This window comes from Hymenobacter mellowenesis (assembly GCF_030581005.1).
In the GTDB taxonomy this organism is placed as follows: Bacteria; Bacteroidota; Bacteroidia; order Cytophagales; family Hymenobacteraceae; genus Hymenobacter; species Hymenobacter mellowenesis.
Genome location: NZ_JAUQSX010000009.1, coordinates 189,206 through 207,041, shown reverse-complemented (window position 1 = coordinate 207,041; position 17,836 = coordinate 189,206). Strand labels below are relative to the sequence as shown.

Genomic DNA, 17,836 nt, shown 5'->3' with positions numbered 1-17,836 from the left:
CGTCTGACGCACCGCCAAGAAAATCAAAAAGCCCGTCAGACCGGATGTAACCGGGACTGACGGGCTTTCTCTATTTACAGCCGGCCGAGTGTTACTCCACCACCACGCGCTGCACCAGCGGCTGGCCGGTGGCGGGCACGTACTGGAGCAAATACACACCCGAAGCGGCCGGCGCCACGACCGGCTGCCGGACGGGTGCCGCGCCGGCCGGGGCCGTGCCATGCCACACCTCGCGGCCCAGCGCGTCGAGCAGGCGCAGGGTGGCGGGCGCAGGGCTGGCGGGGGCTTCCACCGTCAGGGCGTGGCGGCCGGCCACGGGGTTGGGCCAGGCCAGCAGGCCGGCGGCCGTGGCCTGGGCCGAGGTGGCGGCCGTTATCACCTGCGCGTCTACGCGGTAGTCGTCAATCCAGACGATGTTGCTGTTGCCGTTGTAGAATTCGAACGCCAGCACCACATCTTGGCCCCGGTAGGCCGACAGGTTGACCTGCTCGGTGCGCCACTCCTGCGCGCCGGCCGGGAAGAAGTAGTCTGGGGTGGGTGCGGCGGTGGCCAGCTGCGCGCCGCCCTTGCGGTACACGGTGCCCAGCACCTGGTGCGGGGCGCAGCGCGAAAGCACCCGCACCAGCAACGAATCGGTATAGCCCGGGTAGGGCGCGTAGGCCACCGCGAAGCGGAGCGTGGCGCGGGGCAGGCTGGCGGGCAAGGCCACCGGCACGCTCAGCAGCCGGTCGCGCTGGCCCACAGCGGAATAGTCGTAGCCGTTTACTCCCACGGAGCTGCCCGGCTGGCCGTTCGGGCCAATGGCGGGGAAGCTAATCCACGAAATGGCGTTATCGGGGTTCACGATTTCCCAATAGTCCGGCACGGGGGCAGTGTTGAAGGGCTGGATGGCGGTGGGCACGGCCACGGTGGGCTTCACCTGCACGCGCAGGGTCTTCACGCTGTCGCTGCCGGCGGCATTGGTGGCCGTCAGCACCACGGTGTAGATGCCGGGCGTGGCGTAGCTCACGGTGGGGTTGGCGGCGGTGCTGCGGGCCGGCGTGCCGCCGGGGAAGCGCCAGCTGTAGCCGCCCGGGCAATACACCGCCGAAGCCGTAAACTGCACCGCCTCGGCGGGACACACCCGGGTTTTGGAGGCCGTGGCCACGGGCACGGGGGCCCGGCCGGGCAGGCGCACGTAGGCCGTGTCGGTGAGCGTGACGGCGCTGCTGCCCGTGCCAATGGTCAAGCTCACGTTATAGGTGCCGGCCGTGGCGTAGGTGACGACCGGGCTGGCGGCCGTGCTGGTGGCCGGCGTGCCACCGGGGAAGCTCCACTGCCGGGCCGCGCCGGCCGGGGCGTTGAGCGAGGCATCGGTGTACGTCACCGTTAGGCTGGGGCAGGTGGCGCTGGTCGCCGTGGAGGTGAAGAGCGGCAGCACCCCGGCCGGGCCGGCCGTCAGGGCCACGTCATCGAAGGCCCAGCCGCCGCGGGCCGCGCCACCCGTCGAGTCGGCCGAGGTCAGGCCGCTTTGCTGGAAGCGCAGGCGCACGTTGCTGCCCAGCGTGAGGCTGTTGGCCTGGGCGAAGGCGCTCAGGTTGGTGCTTTGCACCTGGTAGGTGGTGTTGGTGAGGGTGGTGAGGTCGACCAGCCGGTACCAGGTCTGGCCGCCGTCGGCGCTCAGGCTCACGCCGTCGCCGTAGGCCGCGGTGCTGAACTGGGCGGGCAGCTGCTGGTTGGTTTCGCCCGCGATGCGCTTGTGGCGGAAGGTGAGGTACCAGCCGGTGGCCGGGGCCGTGCCGCTTAGGTTGGCGTGCAGCGTGGCGGCGGCGGTGTTCTGCCCCATCGCTACGCCCCGCAGGCCGGTGCCCTGGGCGCTGGCGTCGAGCACCAGGTGGTAGCGGCCCGAGGCCGGCCCGATTTCCGAGCGCACCCAGGGCCGGGCGGGGCCGGTGGCCGTCACCACCCAGGCGCGGCTCAGGCCGCCGCGGTTCATATCGTCCACCCAAGGCTGGGCGGCGGTGGGCACGGCCGGGCGGGCCGTGGTGCCGTAGATGGCGGCGTAGGCGTCCACCACGCCAGCCCCGGTCAGGTCATCGAAACCCGCCGCGACGATGTCGCGGGCCGTGCTTTGCAGGCGGGCCAGCAGCTGGGCCACCGTGAGCGTGGGCTGGGCCTGCCACAGCAGCGCGGCCACCGCCGCCGCGTGCGGAGCCGACGCCGAGGTGCCGAAGAAGTTGGGGTAGCCGTTGGCCGGCCGGTCGGCGCGGGGCAGGGAGGGCGCGTCGAAGGCGCGGGTGTCGGTGCCGTCGAGGGCGGCCAGCTCCGGCTTCAAAAGCACCTGGGGCGTGGCCAGCGGCGTCCCATTAGGGTTGAACAGGAGGATGCCGCCGCTTTTGCTGGTGAAGAATTCGGGCTGGTTGGCGTCGTAGAACGGCGCGGCCCCCACCGTAATAGCCTCCGGGGACCCGGCGTGGCCGGTGGTCGAGTAGCCGTTGTTCATCCACTCGTCAGCCACGGTGCCGTAGTAGGTCAGGCGCAGCCGGGCCGGGGTGGCCGTGCCGGCCCGCCGCACCAGGTGCAGGTAGAAGTTGGTGGTGTGGGTTTGGCTGGTATCGTTGGTGAAGCCGGCAAATTCGGTCGGCAGCTGGTTGGTGCGGTTGGCCTCGGTGCTGGTGGCCACGGTGTCGCCCCGGCTGCTGAGCAGGTACAGGTCCAGGTCGGTTTGCACCCCGGCCGTGGTGTAGTACGGGTCGCTCCACCACAAGCGGGTGGCGTATTCCTGGCCGTCCCGCACCGTGACGTGCTGCCGCAGGGCCGCCGCACCCGTGCCGGTACCGTTGAAGTTGAGCCGCGCCGCGCCGTTGGCCTGCGTCACAAAGGCCGGCGCATTGTTCAGGTAGGTATCGTCCCCAAAGTTACACGCCGAGGTAAAGTAGGCCACGCCTTGGGCCCGCACGTCGGCAATGGCCTGGCCGATGACACTGCGCTGGTACACGGGCTCGTAGGAGAAGTAGAGGTCGTCCACGATAATCCGGCAGTTGCCCTCGGCCGGGTCGGCCAGCCGGCGAATCTGGTCGGCCATGTCGCCGTCGCCGAAGGTGCCGGAGCTGAACGCCAGCCGCGCGCCGGGCGCCAGGTCGTGAATCAGCTCGCTCATGCCCTGGCCCTCGTCGTAGCTGGCCCCGGGAAATTCCTGGAGCACCTGCACGCCCTCGGCCGGCAGGTCGCCAGCCGCGATGGCGTCGGCGGCCGTGCTCAGGTTGTCGTAGCTGTCGCTAATCACCCCAATGCGCAGGCCCCGGCCGTCGTAGCCGCCCAGCGCCCGCACCCGCTCGGCCTGCATCAAATAAGCCGCCTGGCCGATGACGGGGCCGTTGGCCGTGCTGCTGGTGCGGGCCACCTGGCGGGCCACCGCAGCGGCCGCGTCGCTTCGGTTGGTGCGGCCCCGCTGCACGGGCATTACGCCCAGCAGCCCGCGGTCGGCCAGCGCGGCCAGCCCGTCTTTGCCAGGGGCCAGCTGTGCCAGCGGCAGGTAGCCATCCACGAAGTGCCGCTCGGGGTGGCTCGATTTCACCACGAAGCCGCGCCCGGCCAGCGCCTCGGTCAGCGTGGCCACGTCCTGGGCCGTGATGCGGACCAGCACCGTGCGGCTGTCGGCGCTCAGCAGCAGTTCGGGGAAGGCGGCGCGCAGCGCGGCCGGGGTGGCCTTGGGCTGGCCCTCGGTGCCGGTCCAGCGGCGGTAGAGCCGCTGCAAGTCGCCGCCGATGCGCGAGTTGGGGTCGGTGCGCTGGTAGGGCTGGTACGCGGCGGGGGCGGGCGTCCCGGGCAGGGTTTGGGCGGCGGCCCGGCCGGGCCCGGCCAGGGCACCCAGCAGCGCGAGGCCGTGGGCAAGCAGGGTAGTTTTTTTCATATGGCTGATGAAAAGGTGAGGAATGGAAGGAGATAGACGGCCGGCCTGAGCAGCTGCCGACGCCGCAAATGGAGCGCAGAAACTACCGGCGTGAAGCCGCTTATTAGCCCAAAAAATCAATAGTTTATGAAGGCAAAACTATACCCTTCCCCCACCGGCAGCAATCCCCCAAATTGGGTGATTTTTGCCGCCGCTCTTTCTAACCGTCTCACTATCCGCTACTTTTAGCAGACTACTCCCCTTCTTTCATGCTGACGGATACCCCAGTCACCTTCTTTCTGCCGGCCGCCCTGCGCGCCGATAAAACCCACCCCCGCTACACCGAATTTTACGTGGTGGCCACTACCTGCGTGTTTGGCATCGCGCTGCTGTTTGTGGGGGCCGCCGTGATGCGGTACGTTGGCTTGCCCCCGCTGGGGCTTTACATCAATGCGGCCCTGGCGGGCGGCATTTTATTGTCGATGCGCTGGTTTGGGCACTACCGCATTCCCATGTCGCTCACCGCCATTGGGTCGGTATTCATCATTTATGGGTTCATCCGCAACACCGGAATGATATTCTCCATCAATGTGAACCTGCTGCATATGTACCTGGTAGTGGCGCTGCTGGCGGACAAGAAATGGGGCTGGACCGGGGTCTTGGTCTGCCTGGGCGCGCTGGTGTATGTCTACTTCCAGACCCCAGCCGTGCCGAGCGGGATGCACCCCGCTTCGCTCACCAGCAATCCGCTCTACGCGCTGTCCCTGCACGTTTTCATCGCGGTTTTTATCGGGGGTGCCCTTGCGTATGGGCACTACACCGGCGAGCAAAGCCGGCTCACCATCCACGCGCTGCAAAACCAAAAAATCAGCCTGCTCGACGAGGCCGTGCGGCAGCGCACCGAGCAGCTGAACACCATGCGGCAGGCCGTGGCGGCTGATTTTCATGATGAAACCGGCAACGTGCTGGCCGCCATCACCCGGCAGGCGGCGCTGCTGGAAATGCAGCTCTGCGACCAGCCCGAGGTGCTGCCCATCCTCAAGGCCATCAGCGACAACAGCAACCGCCTCTACGCGTCCAGCAAGGATTTCCTCTGGGATTTGCACCACGAAAGCGACCAGCCCGAAGTCCTGTTTCAGTACCTGACCGCCTACGGCCAGCAGTATTACAACCAGTTTGATATCGCCTTCTCAGCCGAGCTTATCGGGGAGGACGGTGGAGGCCAGCTTCCCCCGTTCGCTTCGCTTAATCTGATTTACATCTTCAAGGAAGCCATGGGCAACGTCGTCAAGCACGCCGGCGCCACCGAAGTCACGCTGGCGCTGCGCCCGGCCGCCCACGAGGTCACCTATATTTTGCAGGACAACGGCCGCTGGGCCGAGCCGGAGGGCAGCACCGGCCACTACGGCCTGCAAAACATGCGTCACCGCTGCCAGAAGCACCATCTGGGCTTCGGGCTGCACACGGACGCCAACGGCACGCGCATCGAAATCACGGCCCCGGTACACACCACTTTTATCAGCTAATCGGGATGGAAACGACCAGCAAGCGGCTCCTCATCGTGGAAGACAATCCGCTCATCCGCCAGGGCTTCGCCAAGGTTATCCAAAGCGCTGGCACCTACCAGGTGGTGGGCCAGTACGGCACCTGCGAAGAAGCCCTCCGCAACCTCGACGCCGACCGCCCCGACATCGTGCTGATGGACATCGACCTGCCCGGCATGAACGGCATCGCCGGCACGGGCCGCATCAAAAAGCTGCGCCCCAACTGCATTGTACTCATCATTACCGTGCTGGAAGACAGCGAGAAAGTGTTCCAGTCGCTCTGCGCCGGGGCCGGCGGCTACCTCGTGAAAAACGCCAGCGTGGGCGCGCTGGTGACGAGTATCGACGAAGCCGTGGCGGGCGGCGCGCCCATGAGCCTGCACATCGCCAGTTTGGTGGTGAAGTCCTTCGCCATCAACCACAATTCGCCCCTGAGCGCGCGCGAAACCCAGGTGCTGCAAAGTATCGCGCAGGGCAAAACCTACACGAAAATTGCCACCGAGTTGTTCATCAACAAGGAAACCGTGCGCAGCCACATCCGCAGCATCTACCACAAGCTGGAAGTCAACAACAAATCGGACGCTTTGCGCAAAGCCGGCGACAAAAAGTGGCTGGCCGCCACGCCCTGACGGCGCCTACTGCCGCTTGCGCACCTGCGCAAACTCCAGCGGCACCACGCTACTGCCCACGGGCGCCTTCAGCACGAAGCCGTCGGCGGCGTCGTAGCGGGGGAAATAGAGGTAGCCCCGCACCTGCTGGCCGGGCTCTAGGGTCACTTTGCGCAGGGCGTATTCCTGCAACATGACGGCGCGCTGTTGCAGGACGTCGGCAGCCACTGCGTGCTCGACTTTTACGGCGGAGGAGATGACGTTGTACGTCACAGCCGCGTCGTGGATAGCGGCGCGGTTCTGGTATTGGGCGGGCGTTTCGCGGCTACCGATGCTGGCAATATCAGTGGCCAGGCTGGCGGCGCCCAGGGCCAGGCCCAGCCAGTCGACGCGGGCAGCTTTTTGGGCTTCTTTGTCGGCTTTGGTGCGCAGGGCGCTGATTTCCGGCTCGGGGTCGAAGGCCGGTACGGCCTGGGGTGGCAGTGGCGGCAGCGGCAAGGCCATGCTGGCGGCGGCAATGGCGGCCGTTACTTCGGCGCCGGGCAGGGGCTTGGGGCGCTTGGCTTTGGGGTCGGGCGCGGGGGCGGCCACCCGGTTGGCCTCGTATTGAAACGCGGCGGGGTCGACCACCAGCGAGCGGCGGGTAGGGTTGCGGTATTCAGCCTCGAAAACCACGCGGTTGGCCTCGTAGCACACGAAGCTGAGGCGCACTTCCACACTGTCGGCCACGGCCTGGGCCTGCTCGCGACCTTCAGCAAACAGGCCGGTTGATTTGGTTGGCTTCAGTCCCAACTGATAAGTGGGGGCGCAAGCCGTGGCCGCACCCACCAGGGCCAGCCAGCACAACGGACGTAGGTAAAAAGGCGGCATAAATTGACGATTTAAGGTATTGCTTCTGGGCGGAAGATGCAGCTTGGGAAGCGGAGGTTGCACGGCAATTTAAAAACTATTTCTTATCATCGGCCAGCTCGTTCGGCAGCTGAAAATCACCTACGTTATCGGCCTCAAACGGCCAGCTGCGGCGCACCGCCGCTAACGGCACCGGCCCAAAAACATGGGCAAAATGCTGCCCGCGGCTGGCCACCCATTCGCGTTCCACGCGCACGCCGGCGGCCATCAGCGCCTCCTCATCCCATTCCAGCAAAACCAAATCGGCCCGCCCGGCATAGCACCGGCGGGCCGTTTCGAGAATCTGGTGCTGCTCGGAGGAATGAATGAAGCCCTCGGCCGCGAGGTCGGTACTGGCGAAAAAGCCGGTTTGCTGGGCGTTGTGCCAGTCGGCGGGCTCGGCGAGGCGGTAGAGCATAAGATTTTCGGAATAGTTGAAAAACAGAACGTCATGCTGAGCGCAGCCGAAGCATCTCTCCCGCCATAGTAAATAGATTACTTGCGCGGGAGAGATGCTTCGGCTGCGCTCAGCATGACGTTCCAGATTTTTTCTTACGAAACTGCCAGCCTTACGCCTTCCACAGCTCCTGTTGCACCTGCTTGCCCACGGTGAGCATGATGCGGACGGGATTGGGGATGAGCGTGATGCGGGCTTCCTTGCCGGGGTATTTTTCCGAATCAACCCAGACGCCTTCTTTGGGAGTGGGCACGGAGCCGGGGTTGCTGGGCAGGTAGGCGGTGGGCAGCAGCACGTCGGTGTCCGATTTGAGGTCGGTGTGCACTTTGTCGAGGGCCGTTTCGAGGAAGTCGCCGTACTCGTCGTTGAAGTCGTCTTCGAGGTCGTGCAGGGCTTCCTCCACGTCGTCGTAGCGGGCGTCGTCGTACTTGAGGGTGTGCAGCTCGGCCTTTTTTTCAATCAGGGCCACGAGGGCGCGGTTCAGTTCTTCGGTATTCATAGGATGCCTGGGGCAGATGATTGGGCACAAAAATGGGAATGATTTGGCAAACCTACGCCGCCCGGCGGTCGGCGCCGCGGCCCAAACGGCGAATTCATCCGCGGAACCAATCAAAGCCGTATTTTTACCCCGTTCATCCCCCACCCGTTTCCCCTCCTAACTCCACCTCATGCATACCATGACCTCGCCCGAAGTGCTGGCCCAGCCCGCCCAGGACTTCCTCCCCCTCAAAGGCACCGACTTCGTCGAATTCTACGTCGGCAACGCCAAGCAGTCGGCGTATTATTACCAGGCCGCCTTCGGCTACGAGCTGGTGGCTTACGCCGGCCCCGAAACCGGCCTGCGCGACCGCGCCAGCTACGTGCTGCAGCAGGGCAAAATCCGCCTCGTCCTCACCACCTCCCTCCTGCCCGACTCCGAAATCACCCAGCACGTGGCCAAGCACGGCGACGGCGTGAAGGTGATGGCCCTGTGGGTGGACGACGCCCGCCAGTCGTACGAGGAAACCACCAAGCGCGGCGCCCGCTCGGCCTTCGAGCCTTATACCATTGAGGATGAGCACGGCAGCGTGACGCTGGCCGGCATCTACACCTACGGCGAGAGCATCCACACCTTTGTGGAGCGCACCAATTACACCGGCCCGTTCATGCCCGGCTTCGTGGCCAAGAGCAGCCTGGTGCCGCATGGCACGCCGGTGGGCCTGCTGCACGTCGACCACTGCGTGGGCAACGTGGGCTGGGGCGAAATGAACCAGTGGGTGAAGTTTTACGAGGACGTGATGGGCTTCAAATTGCTCCTCACCTTCGATGACGAAGACATCAGCACCGAGTATTCGGCCCTGATGTCGAAGGTGGTTTCCAACGGCAACGGCTACGTGAAATTCCCCATCAACGAGCCCGCCGAAGGCAAGAAAAAGTCGCAGATTGAGGAGTACCTCGACTACTACCACTCGCCCGGCGTGCAGCACATCGCCATCGCCACCAACGACATCCGCAGCACTGTGACGGAGCTACGCCGCCGCGGCGTGGAATTCCTGACCGTACCCAACGCCTACTACGAGGACCTGCTGGAGCGCATCGGTGCCATCGACGAGGATTTGGAGTCGCTGAAAGCCTTGAACCTGCTGGTGGACCGCGACGAGGAAGGCTACCTGCTCCAGATTTTCACCAAGCCTGTGGAGGACCGGCCTACCGTGTTCTACGAAATCATCCAGCGCAAAGGCGCCAAGAGCTTCGGCAAAGGCAACTTCAAAGCCTTGTTCGAGAGCATTGAGCGCGAGCAGGCGCTGCGGGGGAATCTGTAGAATCGTAAAGTTTCGGCTGATGTGAGAACGTCATGCTGAGCGCCGCCGAAGCATCTCTACCGGGTAACGCAATTCATTTACTATTGCGGTAGAGATGCTTCGGCGGCGCTCAGCATGACGTTCTGTTTTTCTGTCGGTATGTTCAAAACCCTTACTCTTCACCTTCTATTCCTACTGGTGGCGCAGGCCACCGCCACCGCACAGGCCCAAAGCGGCTGTACCGACCCGCGCGCCACCAACTACAACCCGGCTGCCACCGTCAACGACGGCTCGTGCCTGTATGCCGCCACCAGCGCGACGCTCACTACGAAAGCGGCGCTGGCCAGCGCCGTGCCCGAAAGCTCGGGCCTGCAATACACCGACCGGAACCTGTGGACCTTCAACGACAGTGGCAACACACCCAGCCTCTATAAGATTGATTCGACCTCGGGCGCGCTGGTGCAGCAGGTCGTCATCACTAATGTCATCAACGTGGATTGGGAGGACATTGCCACCGATGCGCAGTACCTCTACGTCGGCGACTTTGGCAACAACAACGGCGACCGGCGCGATTTGCGGGTGCTGCGCGTGGCCAAAGCGGCCGTCGGCACCGGGCCTTCGGTGTCGGTCACGGCGCAGTCCATCAACTTCAGCTACCCCGACCAAACCAACTTCAGCCCCGGCACCAACAACCACAATTTCGACTGCGAAGCCTTCTTTTACGCCAACGACTCGCTGCATCTTTTCACCAAAAACTGGGCCGACCTGCGCACCAAGTACTACACCATTCCGGCCCAGCCCGGCGCCTACGTGGCGCACTTCAAAGGCAGCTTCAACGTGAACGGCCTCATCACCGCCGCCGACCTCAACGCCGCCGGCACCGGCGCGGGCCTGTTGGGCTACAACGCCAGCACGGGTGCCACCTTCCTGTGGCTGCTCTCGGACTTCCGCGGCGGGCAGTACCTGAAGGGTAACAAGCGCCGAATTGAGCTGCCCAACGCCCTGTTCATTGGCCAGGCTGAGGGCCTGTGCTTCGTGAACCTGTACCGCGTGTTCATCTCCAATGAGCAGGTAACCAGCATCGTCACCGTTCCGGCTCGGCTGTATGCCCTGAACACGCGCCCTTGGCTGGCCCCGGCAGCGCCCACTGCCACCACCCGGATTCAGCCCAGCCTTTTCTCGGTGGCGCCCAACCCCGCCAGCCACACCCTGCGCATTGAGCGGGCCGGCGGCTTTGCGGATGAGCTTACACTGGACCTGTGCGATATGGCAGGCCGAAGCGTGGCGCACGGCCGCTTGGCCGCCGGCAGTGCCCGACAGGAACTGGCGGTATCGGCGTTGGCGGCGGGCTTGTACGTATTGCGGGTCGAATCGGCGGCCGGGGCCTTCACGCGCAAAATCGAACTCCGCCGACCTGCTGCCCCTTGATTTCGCAGCCCGGCATGGCGGGGCAGAAACCAGCGCGCGGTTTCCTTTAAAACACTTTCCTTTACGGCCCGTTTCCAGACCACCTGAACTCATTTCTTTCTCCTCATGGCCCTCACCCCCGAAATCCAGAACACCATCAATACCTGGCTCACGCCCGCCTACGACGCCGACACCCAAGCTGCCATCCGCCAAATGCAGGCCGACGGCCAGGACGACCAGCTCACCGACGCCTTCTACCGTACCCTCGAATTTGGCACCGGCGGCCTGCGCGGCATCATGGGCCCGGGCTCGAACCGCATGAACCGCTACACGCTGGGCATGGCTACGCAGGGCCTGTGCAACTACCTGCTGCAGAGCTTCCCCGGCCAGCAAATCAAGGTGGCCATCGCGCACGACTCGCGCAACAACAGCCGCGCTTTTGCCGAAATCGCCGCCGGTATTTTTTCGGCCAACGGCATCATTGCCTATCTGTTTGAAGCCCTGCGGCCCACGCCGGAGCTGTCGTTTGCTATTCGCGAGTTGCAGTGCCAGAGCGGCTGCGTCATCACGGCATCGCACAACCCCAAGGAGTACAACGGCTACAAGGTGTACTGGAACGACGGCTCGCAGGTGGTGGCTCCGCACGACCAGAACATCATCGCCGAAGTCAACAAAATCACCACCCCCACGGAGGTAAAGTTTCAGGCCGACCCGTCGAAAATCATCAGCATTGGCGCCGACATCGATGCGAAATATTTCGCTGCTGCCAAGAAGCTCAGCATCGACCCGGCCGCCATTCAGCGCCAGCACGATTTAAACATCGTGTACACGCCCATCCACGGCTCGGGCATTACGCTGGTGCCCGGCTTGCTGCGCGAATTCGGCTTTACGAACGTGAACGTGGTGCAGGCCCAGGCCACGCCGGATGGCAACTTCCCCACCGTGCAGTCGCCGAACCCGGAGGAAAAAAGCGCCATGCAGCTGGCCCTCGACCAGGCCAAAGCCACCAACGCCGACATCGTGCTGGCCACCGACCCCGACGCCGACCGCGTGGGCGTGGGCGTGAAAAACGACAAGGGCGAGTGGGTGCTGCTAAATGGCAACCAGACCGCCGCCGTGCTCACCAACTACCTGCTGAGCGCCCGCCACCGCGCCGGCCAGAGCACGCCGCAGGACTTCATCGTGTACACCATCGTGACGAGCGAGGTGCTGGGCGACATCGCCCGCCACTATAATGTGAACAGCTACCGCACGCTCACCGGCTTCAAGTACATCGCCGGCCTCATCCGCGAGAAGGAAGGCCGCGAGACGTACATCGGCGGCGGCGAGGAAAGCTACGGCTTCCTCATCGGCGATTTTGTGCGCGATAAGGACGCCATTTCGGCCTGCGCGCTGGTGGCCGAGATGGCCGCTGTGGCCAAAGACAAGGGCCGCACACTCTACCAGGAAATGGTGGACATGTACGCCCAGTACGGCCTGTACGTGGAGGATTTGATTTCCCTTACCAAAAAAGGCCAGCGCGGCGCCGAGGAAATTCAGGAGATGATGGCCGGCCTGCGCGCCAACCCGCCCGCCACCATCGCGGGCATGAAAGTGGTGGAAATCCGCGACTACAAAACCGGCCGCATCCACGACCTCAGCACCGGTCTGGCCACCGACACCGGCGTGGAAAGCTCCAACGTGCTCCAGTTCCTCACCGACGACGGCAGCAAAATATCGGCCCGCCCCAGCGGCACCGAGCCCAAAATCAAGTTCTACTTCAGCGTGAAACAGCCGCTGAAATCAGCCGTGGATTTTGACTTGGCGCAGCGGAAGGCGCACGAGAAAATCCAGGCCATTATTGCGGATATGAAACTGCAGTAACATGCTTAAAATAGCATTACCACGCACCTGGAACTATGTTCTGGGTGCGTTTATTTTTGCTTTTTCTGCTTATGCCCTTATTAACAAGGAATTCTATCTAGGTATTACAAGCCTACTATTGACTACTGGTACCGCTACAACTTATAATTATATCGCACTTGATTTTGCGGCTGGCTATAAGGGAGATTTTACTTGTTTATTCGGCCTTATCCCACTTGGTGGCTGGGAACGACTACCAGCTATTAACCACGTATTTCTCAAGCACTTTTCTGAAATCGCAAAAGACGAAATAAGTGATTCAGGCGTTTATCAGACGCTAAAGCGACAGCGCTACCTAGTTATGTTTTCCGTTCCTAATTCCAGTGTGGGTTGGCTTTTATTAGAAGTTCAGAATGTGCATAAGGCAAGAGCAATAGCCAAAGATATAGCCACAGCAGGCGCTTTGGAGTTGAAGGATTATACCTGTTAAAATGTCAGGAAACAACTGCGGTAGTGGCATTTCGATGAACATATCAATGCTCGGACCTAGCAGGTAGGGTGCCCAGCCGAAACCCGTTGCCACGTTTGCCCAAGGCGCGTTACCTCAGCTTACCTTTACCAGCTATTCCAGTCATTTTTTTAACTTTTTTGATGCGTTCACTTCTACTCTTTCCGCTTCTACTGGCTTCATCGGTTGGCTTCGCCCAGCAGATTCAGCCCAACTATGTGGTGACCACCACGGGGGATACCTTGCGCGGCCAGGTGCAACAGGTGGGCCGCCACTTCAGCCGCGTGCGTCTTCACCGGCCCGGCCAGTCGCCCGCGGAATACAGCGCCTCGGAAATCACTTCCTTCGGCAGTGGCAAAGAGCCGGAGCGCGTGAGCCGGGCCGACGGGCCGCACAGCCAGCCGCGGTTCGTTCAGCCGCTGGTGACCGGCTACGTGAGCTTGTTTGGCGGTGAGAACGAGCAGCAGGAAAAGCGCTACTACCTGCAAGTGCCGGACTCTACCTACCTGATTGAAGTAGCCCCCACTACCAATCAGCTGACGCTGGCCCGCAACTTGGTGGGTTGCGCCACTTTTGACTTTGGCAGCAATGCGTTTCAAGCCCGCTACCCCTACTCCACTACTGGCCTCACCAAGCTCGTGATGGATTATAACCGCTGCAAGCAGCCGCAACTGCCCAGCCGCGTGGTGAAACACAGCACCGGCGTGCAACTGCACGCGGGCCTGAAAGCCGGACTGAACATTCTGAATTGCGATTTGGCACCCGAGACGCTCAAATCAACGATTCACAACAACGTCGGTTTCCAAGGCGGATTCATTGTGAACATGGCTACGCGGACGCCGTTCTCGGTGCAGGCCGAGGTGCTGTATCTATCGTACCGCAGCGAATACGGCCCCGCAGAGGCGACGGGCTACAACAGCGGCATTGCGAGCAACACTATTTCCGCAACGCTGAAATTTTCTCAAATTCAAATCCCGCTGCTGCTGCGCTATACCGTGGGCCGCGGTGTCCTCCGGCCATTCGCCAATGCCGGGTTCGTTTTCGGCAACAACCTGAGCAACAAGTCAACCTACCATTACCCCAAAAGCCCTTCCACGCCCGAACTGCCCATCGGCGTCGCGCAAACGGTCTTCGGTTTTGCCGGCGGCGCCGGCCTGACGCTGCATCGCGCCGGCCAGCCTTTCCTCACGCTGGAAGCACGGTACAACCGCCTCGAGCCAAACGTCAACAATAATATCAACGCAGAAGCCATGGTGGGCAATCTGCGTGTGCTACACCTCGATGCGGGCCTGTATTTTTAAGCACCCTCGCCGCTGTTGCCGATACGCACGACAACAGCGGCGAAGGAATTGATGGCTACAGGCGCACCCCAATGCCCGGTCCCAGCATGAAAAACCACTGGGTGGTGCCCAGCAGGTAGCCGCCGCCCAGGTAGAGCGGAAAGGTGAACTTGGCCTCGCGCCGCGTGGGATATACTGAGCCAAGGATGACGACGCCCAGGTCGCGGTTGGCAGTGCTGCTGCCGAGGTTGAAGGCGTTGAGAGCCACGAAGCCAGCGCCGATTTTATAGGGGCGCAAGCGGTTGATTTTGTTGGGGCTGTAGAAGCTGAACTGCGCCAGCGTGGCCAGCGAGATGCCGCCCAGGTCGCCGAATTTATCCTCTTTCTGCTTGCGCGTGAGCAGGCCGGCCGGGAAGCTCACGTCGATGTCGAACTTGTAGCTGCGCTTGAGCACGAGCTCCACGGTTTGGGTATAGCCGGTTTCGCTGTACTGGCTGGCCTGATGCTTCACCGTGACGAAAATGCGGCTCCACTCGTCGAGGTCGTAGGTTTTGCGACTCAGGATAGAATTGATGCTGAGCGGGTCAGTGCGGCACTGCTTGTCGGCGTAGAAGGCGGCGCGGGGCGAGTTGTCGCCGGGACAAATAACGATATTGTCGATGTTGCGCAGTTCAATCAAGTCGCCCTTGGCGTTGACGGTACGGATTTCGAAGCTGAGAAACTGCTTGCCAAACAGCACGTCGGCCTGGTCGATGCCGGCCGGGTTGAACTGAAACACCACGTCGCGGATAGTGCCGTCGTAGAGCACCGGGCCGTTGAGGCGGGTGATGGGCCGGGCCGCGTCGCCATACGTCACCGACACGAAATCGAGCGAGTGCGGACGCTGGAATTCGCGCACGCTCAAGGCATAGCCCGTGGGCTGGCCCAGGTTGTAAATCGTGCTTTTGCGCTTGTCGAAATTCACCGGCACGCGCACCCGGAACACCAGCCGCGCATCGGTTCGCACCGACGAATCGGAGGGAATGACGGGCAGGTCTTCGAACGACACGCGGGCCTTTTGCAGGCCCTCGCCTTCGAGGCGCACGTCCACGGTTTCGCCGGGACTCACGCTCAGGCCGGGCGTCCACTCGCCGCCGCGGTGCAGCACCTGCACGTTCCGAATCACGGTTTGGGGCGTGATATCGAGGTTGGTGAGGTAGCGGGCGGCGTCGTTTTCCTTAATGTAGAGGTAGCCTTCGGTCTGGCGGTGGGTGTTGTAGGGGCGCAGGTAGCACAGCACCCGGTCGTTGCTGAGAAACTGCCGGGTGTAGATGTCGGCAATCAATTCGCCGCCGGGCTCTTCCTGGTCTTCCACGCGGTAGGTGCGGTGCAGCTCGAAGCTGCGGCCGTTGTCCAGTATCAGCTCCACGCCTTTGCGGCGGCTGATTTCGTCCATCGTCACGGTGCGCTTGTCGGGCGAGAGGAAGCGCAGGCGGCTGGCCTTTACGTTGAATTCCTGCTTGAGCACCGGCAGCTGGTAGCTGAGCTTGTTGCCGGGCATGAGCGTGGGCCGCTCGGTTTGCAGCTTGAGCTGCAAGGTGCGCAAACCCAGCTGGTTGGGCAGCACGTGCAGGCGCAGCGTGCCGTTGGCTTCGGCCACCAGGCGGTAGTCGAACTCGGGGCCGCGCACCCACTCGCCGGCCGCATGCACGTTGCGCGGGTTCGAGCTGGTGAGCTCGAACACCTTTTCCTCGCCCACAAACAACTCGTTATCGGGCACGCGCAGGGCCAGTGTGGTGCGGGCCAGCGGCAGCAGCGGCACCACCTGGCGCAGGGCCGGCCGGCCGGCGGTGTCGGCCGCCTGCTCCACCACCAGCCGCAAAAACTGGCTGCTGGTCAGGTTCTGGAACTTGAGCCGCGTGCGAAACCCGCCGTCGTCTTCTTTGGTCAGCGAGTCGAGCTGCTGGTAGTCGGGCGTGCGGCGCAGACGCAGCGGCTTGGCGCTGGCCGGATAAAGCCGTAGCTCCACGGTTTCATCGTCGCGCCGAAACCAGAAATACAGCGCGGGCGAGTTTTGCACAAGGGCCGTGTTGCGGCTCAGAAAATAGGTGCTGGTGTCGGTACGGATGCTGGCTTCGCGCAGCACTGGTGGGCCGGTGGGGGCCGTTTGGGCCGTTGCTAGCTGTGGCATCACTCCCCATAAAATCCCAAAAAAGATTAGAATTAAGCGGAAAGATGACGAAGCCGGCATGTGAGCGCGCAGGCAGAAATAGGGCCTACGGCGCAAAGGTCGGGCTTGACTAGCCGGGCTTCAAAGTTCCAGCGCCAAATTCTTGCTGGGGCCAGTCCAAAAAGCTGGGCTGAGCTTGCGCAGCTAAGGAGTAGTTCGGAAGCATGCGTGAACGACGTAGGGGCGGGGCCTGCCCCCGCCCGGCTATTTGCGCCGTCTTAACGGAATCGTTCAACGATAGGCGGGGGCAGGCCCCGTCTATACGTCGTTCAGACTTACGCCTAAAACACGAAGTTGAAGGCCACCTGCCCCAGCACCCCGCGCAGGTCGCGGCTGCGGTCGTTGAGCGGCACGAAGTAGCTGGCTTTGGTATCAATGAGTACGTGCCGCGTTTTCATGATTTCCAAACCAATCCCAATGTTGGCGTTGGAAATGAACTCGTTGCCTTTGTCGCTGTTGCGGTTCAGGATGAAGCCACCTAGCTGGTAGCAGGTATAGAGGTTGAAGTAACGCCGCCGGCCCCGGCCGAAGTTGCGCGGATAAAAATCCTGCCCGAAGTTGATGACAAACAGCTCGTTTACAAAATCAGACTCGCCCGTATTGCCCGACACCGGCCGGTAAAAACCCAGGTTGAAGTAGCTTTTGCCCCGCGTCACGAGGTACTTGAGGGCGTAGCCCTGGTAGGCGGCGCTGGTCAGGCCCACTTTGGGGTTATCGAGACGCAGGTAGCCGTACTCCACGCCGGGCATGTTCACGAAACTCACGCGGCGGTTGCCGGTGGGGAAGCTCACCTCATCGAACAGGCGCAGCGTGACGTAGGCCTGCCCCGCGTGGTCGGCGATGCCGGCCAGCTGCTGGCGCGTACTCGTGAGGCGGTCGGTGGCGCGGTCCAGGTCGCGGCGCAGGCTGGCCTGCTCCTCCAAGGTGCCCAGGGTGCGGCGCGGCTCCATGGCGGCCACCTGCTCGGCGGTGCGCTTTTCATCGGCCCGCAACTCGCCGATGCGGCCGCTGAGGTCCTGGGAGTTGAGGTTGTTTTCGAGCACGTAGCCCAGCGCGGCGGCCAGTGAATCGAGGCTCACCAAGTCGGGGCTGGCCAGGGCAAATTCGGCAATAAGCTGCTCGGGCGTTTCCTCCTGCTTCTGCACGCGCACCGCCCGCCGCCGGATGAAGCCCGACACCGCCGTACGCGCATCGGCAAACTTCGTGACGGCTACCGTGAGGTGCTTCTGCGTGTCGTAAGAAGCTTCTTCGCCGGAAGTGGCAGTGGTGCGGACTGGCAACTTGGGCTGGGCCATGGCAATGGCCGGCGACAGCAGCGCGCCGATGAAGAAAGCAAGGCTGAAGCGCCGGCCCCGGCCAGCAGTAAGGGTATCCATCATTTCTTTCGCTTGGAAATCCTGCCAATGGCGACAGGCAGCGAAAGGTAGCGGGGCCTCAAAGC

The 17,836-nt window shown here is 62.9% G+C and carries 13 protein-coding genes; 7 read left to right on the top strand and 6 right to left on the bottom strand.

Translation table 11 applies throughout. The features are described from left to right. Positions 1-91: 91 nt before the first annotated feature. The gene (locus Q5H92_RS17605; protein ID WP_305012867.1) at positions 92-3,892 is read right to left on the bottom strand and encodes a PKD domain-containing protein; all 3,801 of its coding nucleotides are present in this window, start codon (positions 3,890-3,892) and stop codon (positions 92-94) included. Positions 3,893-4,140: 248 nt separating this feature from the next. Here Q5H92_RS17605 and Q5H92_RS17600 point away from each other — a divergent pair, with 248 nt between their 5' ends. Both Q5H92_RS17600 and Q5H92_RS17595 read left to right on the top strand, forming a co-directional pair. Further along, entirely contained in the window at positions 4,141-5,397 is a 1,257-nt protein-coding gene (locus tag Q5H92_RS17600) for a sensor histidine kinase (RefSeq protein WP_305012866.1), read from the top strand. Positions 5,398-5,402: 5 nt separating this feature from the next. After that, a complete protein-coding gene (locus tag Q5H92_RS17595) occupies positions 5,403-6,044 on the top strand; it encodes a response regulator transcription factor (RefSeq protein WP_305012865.1) in 642 nt (213 codons plus the stop codon). Positions 6,045-6,050: 6 nt separating this feature from the next. On the opposite strand, the gene Q5H92_RS17590 is transcribed toward Q5H92_RS17595, so the two are convergent. The 3 genes from Q5H92_RS17590 to Q5H92_RS17580 form a co-directional block, all read right to left on the bottom strand. Beyond that, positions 6,051-6,893 (bottom strand): hypothetical protein, encoded by an 843-nt coding sequence (locus Q5H92_RS17590; protein WP_305012864.1) that lies wholly within the window; start codon positions 6,891-6,893, stop codon positions 6,051-6,053. Between the two features lie 76 nt (positions 6,894-6,969). Continuing rightward, positions 6,970-7,329, bottom strand: a complete 360-nt coding sequence (locus tag Q5H92_RS17585; protein ID WP_305012863.1) for a DUF952 domain-containing protein — start codon at positions 7,327-7,329, stop codon at positions 6,970-6,972. Between the two features lie 151 nt (positions 7,330-7,480). After that, positions 7,481-7,867: a hypothetical protein gene (locus tag Q5H92_RS17580; RefSeq protein ID WP_305012862.1), complete on the bottom strand. Its 387-nt coding sequence runs from the start codon at positions 7,865-7,867 to the stop codon at positions 7,481-7,483. A gap of 169 nt (positions 7,868-8,036) precedes the next feature. On the opposite strand from Q5H92_RS17580, the gene hppD reads away from it, so the two are divergent. From hppD to Q5H92_RS17555, 5 genes are all read left to right on the top strand, one after another. Beyond that, positions 8,037-9,170, top strand: coding sequence for a 4-hydroxyphenylpyruvate dioxygenase (gene hppD / locus Q5H92_RS17575; protein WP_305012861.1), 1,134 nt, complete (start codon positions 8,037-8,039; stop codon positions 9,168-9,170). Positions 9,171-9,308: 138 nt separating this feature from the next. Then, positions 9,309-10,577 carry a T9SS type A sorting domain-containing protein gene (locus tag Q5H92_RS17570; protein WP_305012860.1) on the top strand — a complete coding sequence of 423 codons (1,269 nt, stop codon included), beginning with the start codon at positions 9,309-9,311 and terminating at the stop codon, positions 10,575-10,577. A 105-nt stretch (positions 10,578-10,682) separates the two neighbouring features. Further along, on the top strand, positions 10,683-12,419 hold the full coding sequence (locus Q5H92_RS17565; RefSeq protein WP_305012859.1) for a phospho-sugar mutase: 1,737 nt from the start codon (positions 10,683-10,685) through the stop codon (positions 12,417-12,419). A gap of 1 nt (position 12,420) precedes the next feature. Next, positions 12,421-12,888 (top strand): hypothetical protein, encoded by a 468-nt coding sequence (locus tag Q5H92_RS17560; protein ID WP_305012858.1) that lies wholly within the window; start codon positions 12,421-12,423, stop codon positions 12,886-12,888. A 161-nt stretch (positions 12,889-13,049) separates the two neighbouring features. Further along, on the top strand, positions 13,050-14,207 hold the full coding sequence (locus tag Q5H92_RS17555; protein WP_305012857.1) for a porin family protein: 1,158 nt from the start codon (positions 13,050-13,052) through the stop codon (positions 14,205-14,207). 55 nt (positions 14,208-14,262) lie between these two features. Here the strand turns inward: Q5H92_RS17555 and Q5H92_RS17550 are convergent, their stop codons facing one another. Both Q5H92_RS17550 and Q5H92_RS17545 read right to left on the bottom strand, forming a co-directional pair. After that, entirely contained in the window at positions 14,263-16,356 is a 2,094-nt protein-coding gene (locus Q5H92_RS17550) for a hypothetical protein (protein ID WP_305012856.1), read from the bottom strand. A gap of 320 nt (positions 16,357-16,676) precedes the next feature. Continuing rightward, on the bottom strand, positions 16,677-17,774 hold the full coding sequence (locus Q5H92_RS17545; protein WP_305012855.1) for a hypothetical protein: 1,098 nt from the start codon (positions 17,772-17,774) through the stop codon (positions 16,677-16,679). Positions 17,775-17,836 lie beyond the last annotated feature (62 nt).

Excerpts from the sequence above, each read along its gene's own strand:
- Q5H92_RS17580 (WP_305012862.1), bottom strand. The coding sequence starts at position 7,867 with ATGAATACCGAAGAACTGAACCGCGCCCTCGTGGCCCTGATTGAAAAA.
- Q5H92_RS17545 (WP_305012855.1), bottom strand. The coding sequence starts at position 17,774 with ATGATGGATACCCTTACTGCTGGCCGGGGCCGGCGCTTCAGCCTTGCT.
- Q5H92_RS17595 (WP_305012865.1), top strand. The coding sequence starts at position 5,403 with ATGGAAACGACCAGCAAGCGGCTCCTCATCGTGGAAGACAATCCGCTC.
- Q5H92_RS17555 (WP_305012857.1), top strand. The coding sequence starts at position 13,050 with ATGCGTTCACTTCTACTCTTTCCGCTTCTACTGGCTTCATCGGTTGGC.
- hppD (WP_305012861.1), top strand. The coding sequence starts at position 8,037 with ATGCATACCATGACCTCGCCCGAAGTGCTGGCCCAGCCCGCCCAGGAC.
- Q5H92_RS17550 (WP_305012856.1), bottom strand. The coding sequence starts at position 16,356 with ATGCCACAGCTAGCAACGGCCCAAACGGCCCCCACCGGCCCACCAGTG.
- Q5H92_RS17560 (WP_305012858.1), top strand. The coding sequence starts at position 12,421 with ATGCTTAAAATAGCATTACCACGCACCTGGAACTATGTTCTGGGTGCG.
- Q5H92_RS17590 (WP_305012864.1), bottom strand. The coding sequence starts at position 6,893 with ATGCCGCCTTTTTACCTACGTCCGTTGTGCTGGCTGGCCCTGGTGGGT.
- Q5H92_RS17605 (WP_305012867.1), bottom strand. The coding sequence starts at position 3,892 with ATGAAAAAAACTACCCTGCTTGCCCACGGCCTCGCGCTGCTGGGTGCC.
- Q5H92_RS17600 (WP_305012866.1), top strand. The coding sequence starts at position 4,141 with ATGCTGACGGATACCCCAGTCACCTTCTTTCTGCCGGCCGCCCTGCGC.
- Q5H92_RS17570 (WP_305012860.1), top strand. The coding sequence starts at position 9,309 with ATGTTCAAAACCCTTACTCTTCACCTTCTATTCCTACTGGTGGCGCAG.
- Q5H92_RS17585 (WP_305012863.1), bottom strand. The coding sequence starts at position 7,329 with ATGCTCTACCGCCTCGCCGAGCCCGCCGACTGGCACAACGCCCAGCAA.
- Q5H92_RS17565 (WP_305012859.1), top strand. The coding sequence starts at position 10,683 with ATGGCCCTCACCCCCGAAATCCAGAACACCATCAATACCTGGCTCACG.